Source organism: Candidatus Nitrosopumilus sp. bin_68KS, from assembly GCF_054095825.1.
This window is the reverse complement of record NZ_JBSWSP010000021.1, coordinates 16,848-28,778: the sequence shown is the minus strand read 5'-3', so window position 1 is coordinate 28,778 and position 11,931 is coordinate 16,848. Positions and strand designations below refer to the sequence as shown.

Genomic DNA, 11,931 nt, shown 5'->3' with positions numbered 1-11,931 from the left:
ATTTAAACGCCCAGACTTTCAGCTTTAGTCATTTCCAAAAAGACTTTATCTCCAACTGATAGACCCATCTCTTTGTATTCATGCATTTCAAGTTTTAATTGAGTTACACCTTGCATTCCCATTCCACCACCCATTCCAGACATCATTTTGTTAAGATCCTTCATCATGTCATTCATGTTTGAGAATCCCATGACTTTAGGAGTGCCAAAAGGAGATGGAGGATTTTGAGTGGATTCTTTAAGATCTTTAATGGATGATAGTGATACTACAACATATGGTGCCCCATCAGGTGCTGAATCAATACTTTTTACTACAAATTCTTTCTTCATAAATATAGAAATTCATCCATGTAATTTTAATTTTAAGGTCAATTTGTCCCATTTTACAAGGTTTGAAGCTTTAATTACAATTTTTTAGAATTCACAGTATGGTAGATGCACTAAAAACAACACTAACATATTATGGAATTTCTCCGTGGGAAATCGAAGTACTTTATGGATTTCTAAACTCACATTTTACAATTATTCAAGATGAGATTGAACAAGATGACGATGATTTTGTAAGTTCACTAGAAATGGAAATTCCACTTGCATTTAATGAAGAATTCTTTCAATGGTTTGACTTTAAACGATGGGAGAATGTAAAATCAGTTTTCAAGGAGATGAAGAGGAGAAGAGGTAGTGGTAATGCATTAAAGGTTAAAATTAATTTTGCAGGAAATCCTAGAATTGTTTTCAGTGTAGATGTGGACGATAAACAATGGTTCGATAATGCAATTGAAAAGATAGATTTTGTTTTAGAATTAATTCCACATCATCTTGATCCTCAAAAACTTCCTTCAGAAATTTCAGAAATCATCTACAAGTTTGATTCAAAATCAATTAGATGGAGACTAGATACTGCATCATCTGAAAATAAACAATTTATTTTTAGTGGAACTGCTTGGAAAGAAATTATTTAAGATCTTTTTGCAAGGGTTCTAGTAATTCATGAAGTTCTTTGTATTTTGACTCAAGAAATTCTAAAGCATCATCAAGTTTTTTTGATTTTCCATATTTGAAGCGAATTAGTTCACGATGATGCCAAAATGTTTTACCCTCTTCGACTGAGAGAGTTGTAAAATAATCAGCACCTTTCAAATTATCAGGAAGAGATACATCATGGGGAAATAATAACTCCACAATAAACCATTCATCTCCATCAGGATAATCACATCCCGTATCTACGTCGAAGAAAACATGAAGTAAATCAGACTGCATGAGACCATCATCATTAATTAAAGGATGTTTTATTGCAGACTTTTTAAAATCAAGATTTAGTAGTTGGGGTTCAAAGAACCCCTTGATAATTGATTTTCGAAATATTTTATTTGCCTCGTAAATATTCAAATGCAAAATACACTACTATGAAACTTGCCTATAACTTGTTAGGTTTAAAGTGAGAATTATACTTGCAGGGAATCTAAAATTGCAGAAATATCAGTGATTGGTTTACCATTTTGGGAAATGTTTTGTTTTGCAGGTGGGTTTTCATAATAGTTTGGAATCTTGTCTTGTAGCCTTTGGGTGTAAGGTGAGATTAATTCATTTTTGTAAAAGACTCCAGTTGGAATCTTATTATCCCACTCTAGTGATTTAATGAGAGATTGAGATAATTTTTCATTTACTTCAGGTACTGAATCATAATGTACAACAGGATCATATCCTTGCTCTTCTAGTTTGTAAATTCTCGAATGTCTTTTTTGTGCCTCATCAACTAGATCAGTTCCGGCATACCAATCTCTTGTATTGATATCATTGTAAGTAGGGCATGGTTGCAGCACATCCAAAAAAGATAGTCCTTTGTGTTTTACTGCTTGAATTATCAAGTCTTTTAGATGTTTAATATCATAAGAATACCCACGTGCAACAAATGTAAAACCACTTGCAACTGCAAGACCAATTGGATTAACATTGAAATTTGTATTTGGAGAAGGCAATGACTTTGTCTGCTCTCCTAGTTTTAGTGTAGGAGATGCCTGTCCCTTTGTCAACCCATAAACACCATTATCAAAAATAATGTAAGTCATATCGACATTACGTCGACCAGCTGCTACAAAATGTCCAGCACCAATTCCAAGACCGTCACCATCTCCACCAGCTGCAATTACTGTCATTTCAGGATTTGCAATCTTTGCACCTTGTGCAAATGTCAAAACACGTCCATGTAGTGTATGAACACCATAAGTGTTGATAAAATGTGATGTTTTGCCTGAACAACCAATTCCTGAAAAGATTGTTGCTTTGTCTCGCTCTATCCCCATCTCAGCTAAGGCCATCTGTATTGCATTTACAATTCCAAAATCTCCACACCCAGGACACCAGTCATTGTGTACATCGGTCTTATAGTCAGCAAGTTTAAGCGCCATGCATTAAGACCTCCCGTTTGTCAGCTTTTCCTTCAACGATTTTTTTAAGTGAATCATAAACTTCAGTACTAGTCATTGCTCTTCCAGAGTATTTTAAGATGAAGTAATCAATATCACGACTTACGTTTTGTTTGAATAGTTTTCCTAGTTGTCCAGAATGATTTGCTTCAATGTCGATTATGGTCTTTGCATCTTTAAGCAATTCTGTCACATATTCAGCTGGGAATGGATTCATCAATTTGATTTGAACATAACCAATTGAGATTCCTTCTTTTTTTAGCATATCAATGGCATCAAGAATAGGACCTTTGGCAGAGCCCCATGAAATAATTGTGTGCTCTTCAACTCCAAATGATAATGCTTGTTCTGATTGAGGAATCTCTTTTAGAATTAAATCTAGCCTAGACATTCTTTTATCCATCATTTTTACACGTAAAATCGGATCTTCTGTAATGTGACCGAATTCATCTGATTCATCACCTGTATTCCAAAATACACCATTATCCAATCCCAATCTAGAACGTGGAGAGATTCCATCATCAGTAAATGCAAATCGTCTATACTCACCGTCTATTTTTTCTAATAATTTACCTCGATTAATTGTAATTTTTGTAGGATCAAATCTTTTGCAAGTAATTACAGAGCTTGCATGGAATTTATCCATCATGTGAATTACTGGAACTTGGAAAATATCGGCATAATTAAAAACATTACCAGTATCGTAAAAGCTCTCCTCAATGTCACCTGACGCATAAACAATCTTTGGAAAATCTCCATGGCCTGCATATATTGCAAAGAGTAAATCGTCTTGACCATGTCTTGTTGGAAGTCCAGTTGAAGGACCACTTCTTTGGTAATTTGTAATTACTACAGGAACTTCATTCATTCCAGCCCACCCCAACATTTCAGTCATTAGTGCAAACCCTGGACCTGAAGTACATGTTGCAGCACGTGTTCCAGTTAATGCCGCACCAATAGTCATTCCCATTGCAGAGATTTCATCTTCGCATTGAATTACTGCAGTTGAACCCAATCTATCACCGGTAACTTCAACTATTTCATTTGATTCAAGAAATACTGATTCATCAGATGCGGGGGTAATTGGATAGTACGGTTGCATTCTACAACCACATGCCATCTTACCCAATGCTGTTCCCTGAAAACCTTGAACTAGAATTGTGTCAGGTTCTTTTTCAGTTCCTGTTAGTAAATGATTAAATGAATCAAACTTTGCGGCTGCATAATTGTATGAATAAGTTGCAGTCTCTTGATTAATTTTTGCAATCTCTGGTTTTTTTGAAAAAATATCACCAATAGTTTTGTTCAGCGAGTCAGGGGGCATCTGTACTAAACCTAAAGACAATGCAACGCCAATCACATTAAACATTCTAACCAATCCTTTGAGTCTTGGGTTTTCTAGTTCTTCAGCAAGTGTTGCAAGAATTGATTTGAAAGATACAGGATATAGTTTAACTCCTTTTTCTTTTGCAATTTCTAAAACACCTGTAATTGTAAATGGTTTATTTTTTGATTTTAATTCTTGATGCAATCTTCCTTTGAATGGTGCATCAAGTGTATGAACATCATCAGTTTTTGATTTTTCTAAATCAGAATCATAAATAATTCCTCCACCAGAAACTACTTCATCATAATGACGAAAGATTGTTTCAGCATCGAAGGATACCATTAAAGTCACATCGTTAATATTTGAATTAATTTTCTTATCACAGATTCTTACTGTAAAGTAACTATGTTCACCCTTTATGTTAGAATAAAATTCTCTTTTACCAAATATCTGATATCCCATCTCAGCGCAAACTTTTGAGAAGATATTTGCTCCAGATTCTACACCACTACCTTGTGGGCCACCTATTAACCAAGTAAAATCTGCTGTACTCACAGTAAATTACCTCTTCTTTGAAGTATAATATTCTGTATTATCAAAATGATCAACCCCCGGTAGCTGCATCAAACAATGCACATTCGCATTTATCGCGTTCTCCACAATAAGGACATACACATCCACATTTGTCAATAGAATTACCGCATTCTACACAAATGGCAAAATCTTCCTCTTCTTCTTCGGCTTTAGAAGACATGAGTCATTTAGAAAGAAATCGTATAAATGGTTTGAGATGAATCTCAAGACTGATGAAAAATAAAGTCTTTCTTACTAGAACTTTGCATGATTTTGCATTAAAAGAATTAAAGAAAAAATACCAGGTGGAAGTTCATTTGGGGAAAATTCCAATTCCTCAAACAAAGCTACGATCAAAAATTAAACAGGCAGATGGGCTCATCTGTTTCCCATATGATAAAATCAATAAAGAGACCATTGATTTAGCAAAGAATCTAAAAGTGATAAGTACCTACAGTGTAGGTTTTGATCATATTGATGTCAATTATGCCAAGAAAAAGAAAATTCGTGTAGGATACACTCCAGAAGTACTAACTGACGCAACAGCAGATTTGGCATTCACTTTATTGTTAGACGCGTTAAGACGAGTTTCTGAAGGTGACAGAATTATTCGAGAAGGTAAATGGAAAGTCATCTACGGAGCTCATGATTATGTTGGAGTGGATCTGCAAGGAAAGACTCTTGGAATTTTAGGTCTAGGAAGAATAGGAGGAACACTTGCAAAAAGAGCAAAAGCATTTGATATGAAAATTATCTATCATAATAGAAATCGCATCTCAAAGTCAAAAGAAAAAATATTGGGCGTAAAATATGTCTCATTTGAAAAACTAGTTTCACAAAGTGATGTAATATCAATTCATGTTCCCCACACAATGGAGACAGATCATTTGTTTGACATGAAAGTTTTTAGAAAAATGAAAAAATCATCATTTCTAATCAACACTGCAAGAGGAAAGATAGTAAATGAAAAAGATCTTGCAGTAGCACTCAAGAAAAACATTCTTGCAGGTGCAGGGTTAGATGTTTTTGAAGAAGAACCAATGAATTCAAAAAACCCATTAACAAAATTACAAAATGTCGTGCTTGCACCACACATTGGAAGTTCAACAAAAGAGACTAGGGCTAAGATGGCCCAAATTACGGTCAAAAATCTAAATTTAGGAATGAATGGAAAAAAGCCGATCTATTCAGTAGGGTACTGAATTTTACGCTTGAGTGATCATCTAAAACAATGTGCGGTTTTTATATTCAAAACACGATGTAATAATAGATTGAAAAAATTCAAACATACTAATGAAGAATTAGAATTAGCTAAATTACAATCTGAGAAAGAAAAGAAGAAAAAAGAACTAGAATAGTATTTTTTCTCCTTGTCTTTTTCAGACAAGGTTTTTTTTAAAATTTAATTTTAGAGGAATATTTTTGGTTTAATGTATCATAGGCCTTTTTTCTTGTAGGAATCAATTTTTTAGACTCATCATACATTTTTGTAAAAAATGCAGATAAAACACGTTCTCCATGGTCATCAAAGAACTGTACACTAAAACTTGTTCTTTCAGGTCTTACATCTTGAACAAATTTTGCAGACTTTATTATTTCTGAATTCACATGCATGTGTGCAGGACCATCATTATCTCCTATAGTGATCCATTTTTCTTTTTGTCTAATACTAAGTGAATTGCTTCGAGTTTCACTTGTAGCACCATTATTTTTTACAATGAGTAAAACATTATCATTTTCAACTATCTCAGATAACAATTCAAAAAGCATCATAATCTATTCAAAACAAAATTATTTCAATTTTTAGAAGGTTTCATGTCAATTTGAACAAAATCGTCTGAATCACCATGTACACAATCAGTTCCAACTGCTTTAACAGGTGAAAAGATAATTTTACCATCAAGGATTTTCCCTTCATTTTGAAGCATTCCAATTTTACCTGAAACTATATTCTTGTGTTTTTGGCATGTGACTCCAAACATGTATTCATCTTGATCAGCTACAATTGATACAATAAATTCTGGAGGATTAACGCATTGTTTTCCTTCTTCCATTACTGAGCATCTATCAGGTAACACAAGTTTAATTGGAATTTTATTGGATATTAATCTTAATTATCATAGATTCGATTTATTATTGAGAAAAACGTATCAAAAGAAGGTCAATGGTACATAATTTTGATGTAATAATTATTGGGGGAGGGATTCTCGGCACATCAATATCATATTTTCTATCACACATAAACAAATCAAAAAAAATCGCAGTAATTGAGCAAGAACATAACGTTGCATTTCATACTAGTGGCAGAAACACAGGAAAAGTTCATGCACCATATTTGTACAATCCTGAAAAGAAAAAATTGTTTGCAAAATCTGCTTTTCATGGATATGAAATGTGGGAAGAATATTCGAAATTAAGAAATTTACCATTCAAAAAAGATGGGGTGATAGAAGTTGCCTTGGACAAAAAAGGTCACTCAGTTCTTGAAAAATATCTAAAGTGGGGTAAGCAAAATGGTTTAGAAGATAAAGATATCAAACTAATGGATAGTGCAGAGTTAAAAAAAATCGAACCTGAAATAAAATGTGAGTCAGCACTATATGTTTACAAAGACGGATCAACAGATTATTCAATATTCACAGATTCAGTAATGAAAGACAGTGAATCTAGTGGAACTAAATTCATTTTAGATACAAAGGTAACAAAAATCAAAAAAGAAAATGGCAAATGGAAAATCACACTAGATGGTGAACATGAAATATTTGCAAATTTTCTAATAAATGCCGCAGGAGGCGAGGCAATTAACATAGCACATGACATGAGAGTTGCAGAAAAACTTACCGATGTTCATTTTAGAGGAGAATATTGGAGAGCCCCAAAAGAATACCATCACTTGACTAAAACAAGTGTATACTCTGTGCCAGAATTTCCAGATTATCCATTTTTAGATCCTCATTGGATAATCAGAGTTGATGGAAGTTGTGAGATTGGTCCAAATGCAGTTCCTGTGTTTAGTCCATACGGATACAACAAAATAGAAAACATCAAAGAGTTTATCCCAAAGATGTTAGAGATGTTAGGTTCTGGTGCAAGAAAAGCAATTTTTGATAAACAATTCCAAGAGCTTGCCATAAATGAGATTCAATCATCAATGTCAAAATCAGCAATGATAGACAGAGTGAGAAGATTTCTACCAAAGATTGATGCAGATAAAATTACGGAGAAAGGGACTGCAGGAATTAGATCGTCAGTAATTGATGAGAATGGAAAGTTCGTACCAGATGTAATTTTAATTGATGGTGATGCATCATTTCATATTCTAAATTATAATTCGCCAGGTGCCACTGGTGCACTGCCCTTTGCATCACATATCATTAATCACCTAAACAATAAAGGGTTATTTCAAAGTGAAAATCTTGATGCACAATGTGGCCCATGGAAATTTTCTGAAATCATAGAGAAATTAGAGAAATAATCAAAAAATTGTTCAGTTAAACTTGTTTTTATTATATAGAATTATCATTATTTTGAATAATCTAAAGCAAATCAAATAATTTAATACTTGAAAATAAAAACAATTCTTAACAAACACATGTCAAAAAACTTCAAAAATATAGCAGTTGCAATAATCACCCCAACCCACACAAAAAAATCATTTGATGTAGGACTTGAACTAGCAAAAAAAATAGATTCAAACTTGACAATCATTGAATGTATGTATAAAATTCAACCAAAATTCTATTTTTTTGAAACAAAATCAGATAAAAAAATTGCTCAAGGACAAATTACAAAATTAAAGGCAGAGTTGGATAATTGGAAAAAAATTGCTCAAGATCAAGGGATAAACATTAAAACAAAATTTGCGTTAACTGATTCTGTTTCGCATTGGGTGATTGATTATGTCAAAGAGAATAAAATTGATCTCTTAATTGTAGACTATCCCAAACTATCTATGGTAGAAATGTCCCTATATGACGACATTATAAACACCATCCATCATGAATCACATTGTCACCTTTTAACTACAAAGCCCTAAGAAAATCCATATTTACAATCGTATTTTAATAACTTTAGAAAATCTAAAAAAATGATTGAAAAGTGGATATTAGGAATAGTTGCAATTTTGTTTCTAGTTACATTCTCTCCTGCATATGCACAGCATCATTCAGGTTCTTTGGCACCACCAGTTGATTTTGATGGATTAAAAGTTGCTTTAAGCACAATATTATCTCCAGAGGATTATTCATTTTCAGATTCCAAAAATCCAAACTTGTCAATCAGATTCTTTGATAGTGATACCAATACAAACATCAAAAGCGTAACATATCGTGTTCAAATTTTCCATGAAGAAAATCTTGTTGCCAATGAATATTTTTACGATGATGACGGTAAATTAGATTTAGAAATCAAACCAAAAACAGACTGTCAAGAAAAAGAACTTTGGAAATGTACAAAGTATTATGGTGAAAAACATGCAATTGCAGGAGCATATTATGCAAGAGGTGAATCACTTCCAGTAATTCAAGGACCTGTTTTTGATAAAAGTGGGCAATACAATGTCAAAGTATCAATTGTTGGTGCAACAAATCCCAAAACAATGACAGTAAAAGACATTCTTTTTGAAACTTTTGTGAGCATCCCACAAAAAGAAATATTTCAAATAAAAACAGCAAATGCTCAAGAATATCCCATAGAAATTAAATCACACCATAGTGAAATTTCAAATTTTAGTTATGATGAAACATCATCAAAGATATCATATGAATTACATTTAGCTAATAATCATGCTCAGCACCACGATGTTAACACAAAGCAATTAATCATCATGCAAAAAGATTTTTTGTCATTTAATCAAGGGTATGATGTTGAAGTGTTTGTAGAAGGAGTCAAATTACAAAACGATTTAATTAAATTTGATAGTTCTTCACCAAATGAAAACATCATTAAGATTGACATACCCAATGAAGAACTAGCATTATTAGAAAGTAAACATGGTTCAGATCATCCATTAAAAATCGAAATTGTATCAGGTGATGCAATAAATCTACACAATCTTGATTTTAATTTTGATAATGGTTTTTCCGCAAATGTCTCATGGGATTCAAAGTTAGAGGCAGGTAAAAAAATCCCATTCACATTTTCGTTTTTTGATGGAAATAGAAATCCTGCAGAAAACATTCTGTTTGCATACAGTATGACGGATTCTACAGGTAAAGAGATTTGGTCAAATATCGGAACATCACAAAAACATCTTGGAATTCTACTCCCATACGGAGTAATTCAAGAATCAATTTTGATTCCAAATAATGAGAAATATCAATTGAAATTAATTCTAACTGGCCAAAACTCACAAAATTTTGCAGAGTTTTTCACATCAAAAGCAGATTTCAACATATCTCAATCATCATCACAAGAAAAATTGAACTCCTCTGTTCCATCATGGATTAAAAATAATGCTGGTTGGTGGTCAGAAGGAATTGTAGGTGATCAAGAATTTGTTCAATCCATTCAATTTCTAATTAAAGAAGAAATTCTGAGTGTCACAGTAACAGAGTCAGATTATACAGAATCGCAAGATATTCCAATTTGGGTAAAAAATAACGCTGGTTGGTGGTCAGAAGGTTTGATTTCTGAGCGAGATTTTGTAAAAGGGATTGAATTTTTGATCAGTCAGGGAATAATTCGAGTGAATTAATATTTTAAATCACAATAGCAAATGGTTAAAAAATTAATTAAGAAAAAATAGAATGCATTATCAAAATCATTTAGTGTTTGTTGCTTTCTTCAATGCTTTTTGATAATTTGCTTTCTTTTTGCGAGCAGATTTTTCTGCATTTTTCAGAGCCTTCTTTACGCTTTTGATCTTGTTATCTGCTTGGAGAAGTTCTCTTTTTCTTTTGTTTGCTACTAGTTGAGCACGTTTCTTTGCCTTACTTACTGTGCGTTTTACTTTTCTCACAGATTTCTTGCCTTTTGTAACAGCTCTTTTGGCTTTGCTAGTAGTTTTTCTTACAGCCTTTTTGATTTTTCTAGTTGGTTTTCTTTTGGCTGTTCGTTTTCTTGCTGCCATGATTAAATCCAAAATTAGGTAAAGTAAATAGCATGTACGTCAGAAATTTTTCAGGTCAACTCAAAGATTTTTACTATAAATTAAAAATTATTTGGAAAAAATTAATTTCAAATGATCGCTTGTTATTTTAATAATTATAATTTTTCACACATTCCACCTGCTTTCTTCCAACTTTTTCCACCTTGATTTTTACATTGTGCTTTAGTTACTTTTCTTGCAAGAACACCTTTGCAATTATTTTCAAGATAACATGTTCCTAGAGGTGTTTTAGTAGTTTTTTTGCGCATATCTGGTTTTTTTGTAGTAATTGTAGACTTTATTCTACCTAGTGAAAAAGAAGGAGTTTTTTTAACGATACGTTTACGTTTAGATATTAATGGTTTTTTTATTTTTGGGACTTTTGGTCTTTTAATTATAGGTTTTCGTATCGACATAAAATAAAATACATAAATTAGTATAAAACAATTTTAATTGAAATAATTTTAAATAAAATGATGTTTTTAAAAAAAATTAATTTGTTGGATTCATCAAAGCAGCACGTTCTTTTGTTTTTTGGTCAACTAGAGCATTAACATATTTTCCTGGCTCTGCATTGCAATCACCAATGTTTACTGCAAAGCCATCCATGGTTTCAGCAATACAACCATTTTCAGTTATTGCAATTACCTTAACCATCTCCATAGTGTGTTCTGGTGATGTATAGAACATCAAATATGAAAATAAAAGTACTGCACCCAATACAATCACTCCTGCAATTATGAACGTGGTATTTTTACTTGATTTCTTATCCGATCTGTTATTTACGGCAGACATATTGTTTCTAAGTTAAAATCAACTATAAACCACACATACATTTCCCAAGATTGGTTTTCAAATATGAAAGGTATATCATATTTTGGTTCTACATCATATTGAGTAGATGGCGCCGGGAGGGAGATTTGAACTCCCGTTCCCTTGCGAGAACGCGCTTTATGGTTTAACAATTTCCAGGCGCGCGCCCTACCAGGCTAGGCGACCCCGGCACAAGTCTAACGACAAAAATACTCGGTAAAATGTGATTATAAATTATGTTACTTTTGACAGCCTACTTCCAAATGGTTACTGTAGTTGATTTCTCTACTGGGTTTCCTTTCTCATCTAGTCCCTTTGCAGATATTTTGTATAATCCCTCCAAAGCTGTATCACCATCATTTTTTATTTGATCCCAGAATAATTCAATTTCATCACCAGGTGCAAGATTTGAAACAACTTGTAAGCTAACTGGTGTGTACATCAATATTCCTGATAGTCCTGTAATTCTAAGACCATATGATGTATCAGAGAAAATTATTGGAGTTGTGCCAGAATTTACAATTCGAACTTTAATCTCCTCGCCTTTTTTAAAATCAAATTTTTCAGTAACCAAAGAAATTGAAGGACCATCAACATACTCTAATTGATGTGTAGTTTTTACATCCATCAAATAAACACCATAAGCAAATCCTGAAACTACTCCAATCGCAATAAAAATTACAAGGCTTTTTGCTAACATGATTT

At 32.8% G+C, this 11,931-nt stretch carries 17 protein-coding genes and 1 tRNA gene; 6 read left to right on the top strand and 12 right to left on the bottom strand.

Annotation, left to right across the window (positions count from 1 at the left end; genetic code table 11):
• Window positions 1-2: 2 nt before the first annotated feature.
• Entirely contained in the window at window positions 3-329 is a 327-nt protein-coding gene (locus ACW9W3_RS08550) for a hypothetical protein (RefSeq protein ID WP_457765725.1), read from the bottom strand.
• 98 nt (window positions 330-427) lie between these two features.
• Here ACW9W3_RS08550 and ACW9W3_RS08545 point away from each other — a divergent pair, with 98 nt between their 5' ends.
• Entirely contained in the window at window positions 428-961 is a 534-nt protein-coding gene (locus ACW9W3_RS08545) for a hypothetical protein (protein WP_457765724.1), read from the top strand.
• Here ACW9W3_RS08545 and ACW9W3_RS08540 read toward each other — a convergent pair.
• The 4 genes from ACW9W3_RS08540 to ACW9W3_RS08525 are packed head-to-tail and all read right to left on the bottom strand — an operon-like array spanning window position 954 to window position 4,506.
• Window positions 954-1,394 carry a hypothetical protein gene (locus ACW9W3_RS08540; protein ID WP_457765723.1) on the bottom strand — a complete coding sequence of 147 codons (441 nt, stop codon included), beginning with the start codon at window positions 1,392-1,394 and terminating at the stop codon, window positions 954-956. The two genes, ACW9W3_RS08545 and ACW9W3_RS08540, sit on opposite strands and share 8 nt — an antisense overlap.
• Window positions 1,395-1,444: 50 nt before the next feature.
• Window positions 1,445-2,407, bottom strand: coding sequence for a 2-oxoacid:ferredoxin oxidoreductase subunit beta (locus ACW9W3_RS08535; protein ID WP_457765722.1), 963 nt, complete (start codon window positions 2,405-2,407; stop codon window positions 1,445-1,447).
• The gene (locus ACW9W3_RS08530) at window positions 2,397-4,307 is read right to left on the bottom strand and encodes a 2-oxoacid:ferredoxin oxidoreductase subunit alpha (protein WP_457765721.1); all 1,911 of its coding nucleotides are present in this window, start codon (window positions 4,305-4,307) and stop codon (window positions 2,397-2,399) included. Before ACW9W3_RS08530 ends, ACW9W3_RS08535 begins: the two co-directional genes overlap by 11 nt.
• A gap of 49 nt (window positions 4,308-4,356) precedes the next feature.
• On the bottom strand, window positions 4,357-4,506 hold the full coding sequence (locus ACW9W3_RS08525) for a hypothetical protein (RefSeq protein WP_179372231.1): 150 nt from the start codon (window positions 4,504-4,506) through the stop codon (window positions 4,357-4,359).
• Window positions 4,507-4,558: 52 nt separating this feature from the next.
• Here ACW9W3_RS08525 and ACW9W3_RS08520 point away from each other — a divergent pair, with 52 nt between their 5' ends.
• Together ACW9W3_RS08520 and ACW9W3_RS08515 are read left to right on the top strand one after the other, a co-directional pair.
• Window positions 4,559-5,527: a 2-hydroxyacid dehydrogenase gene (locus tag ACW9W3_RS08520; RefSeq protein ID WP_457765720.1), complete on the top strand. Its 969-nt coding sequence runs from the start codon at window positions 4,559-4,561 to the stop codon at window positions 5,525-5,527.
• Window positions 5,528-5,536: 9 nt separating this feature from the next.
• Window positions 5,537-5,683: a hypothetical protein gene (locus ACW9W3_RS08515; protein ID WP_457765719.1), complete on the top strand. Its 147-nt coding sequence runs from the start codon at window positions 5,537-5,539 to the stop codon at window positions 5,681-5,683.
• 37 nt (window positions 5,684-5,720) lie between these two features.
• On the opposite strand, the gene ACW9W3_RS08510 is transcribed toward ACW9W3_RS08515, so the two are convergent.
• Window positions 5,721-6,095: a ChuX/HutX family heme-like substrate-binding protein gene (locus ACW9W3_RS08510; RefSeq protein WP_457765770.1), complete on the bottom strand. Its 375-nt coding sequence runs from the start codon at window positions 6,093-6,095 to the stop codon at window positions 5,721-5,723.
• A gap of 26 nt (window positions 6,096-6,121) precedes the next feature.
• On the bottom strand, window positions 6,122-6,403 hold the full coding sequence (locus ACW9W3_RS08505; protein WP_457765718.1) for a hypothetical protein: 282 nt from the start codon (window positions 6,401-6,403) through the stop codon (window positions 6,122-6,124).
• Window positions 6,404-6,489: 86 nt separating this feature from the next.
• Between ACW9W3_RS08505 and ACW9W3_RS08500 the strand changes: the two genes are divergently transcribed.
• The 3 genes from ACW9W3_RS08500 (at window position 6,490) to ACW9W3_RS08490 (ending at window position 10,020) form a co-directional block, all read left to right on the top strand.
• Complete coding sequence (locus ACW9W3_RS08500) at window positions 6,490-7,800, top strand: NAD(P)/FAD-dependent oxidoreductase (RefSeq protein WP_457765717.1); 1,311 nt, start codon at window positions 6,490-6,492, stop codon at window positions 7,798-7,800.
• Window positions 7,801-7,917: 117 nt separating this feature from the next.
• Window positions 7,918-8,361: a universal stress protein gene (locus ACW9W3_RS08495; protein ID WP_457765716.1), complete on the top strand. Its 444-nt coding sequence runs from the start codon at window positions 7,918-7,920 to the stop codon at window positions 8,359-8,361.
• A 51-nt stretch (window positions 8,362-8,412) separates the two neighbouring features.
• On the top strand, window positions 8,413-10,020 hold the full coding sequence (locus ACW9W3_RS08490; RefSeq protein WP_457765715.1) for a hypothetical protein: 1,608 nt from the start codon (window positions 8,413-8,415) through the stop codon (window positions 10,018-10,020).
• Window positions 10,021-10,086: 66 nt separating this feature from the next.
• Here ACW9W3_RS08490 and ACW9W3_RS08485 read toward each other — a convergent pair whose 3' ends face one another.
• The 5 genes from ACW9W3_RS08485 to ACW9W3_RS08465 all read right to left on the bottom strand — a co-directional run bounded on the left by ACW9W3_RS08485 (window position 10,087) and on the right by ACW9W3_RS08465 (window position 11,926).
• A complete protein-coding gene (locus ACW9W3_RS08485) occupies window positions 10,087-10,395 on the bottom strand; it encodes a hypothetical protein (RefSeq protein ID WP_457765714.1) in 309 nt (102 codons plus the stop codon).
• 134 nt (window positions 10,396-10,529) lie between these two features.
• The gene (locus ACW9W3_RS08480) at window positions 10,530-10,829 is read right to left on the bottom strand and encodes a hypothetical protein (RefSeq protein WP_457765713.1); all 300 of its coding nucleotides are present in this window, start codon (window positions 10,827-10,829) and stop codon (window positions 10,530-10,532) included.
• 76 nt (window positions 10,830-10,905) lie between these two features.
• Entirely contained in the window at window positions 10,906-11,208 is a 303-nt protein-coding gene (locus ACW9W3_RS08475; RefSeq protein WP_457765712.1) for a hypothetical protein, read from the bottom strand.
• 107 nt (window positions 11,209-11,315) lie between these two features.
• Window positions 11,316-11,417: transfer RNA gene (locus tag ACW9W3_RS08470), tRNA-Ser, on the bottom strand.
• Between the two features lie 62 nt (window positions 11,418-11,479).
• Window positions 11,480-11,926 carry a hypothetical protein gene (locus ACW9W3_RS08465; RefSeq protein WP_457765711.1) on the bottom strand — a complete coding sequence of 149 codons (447 nt, stop codon included), beginning with the start codon at window positions 11,924-11,926 and terminating at the stop codon, window positions 11,480-11,482.
• Window positions 11,927-11,931: the final 5 nt, after the last annotated feature.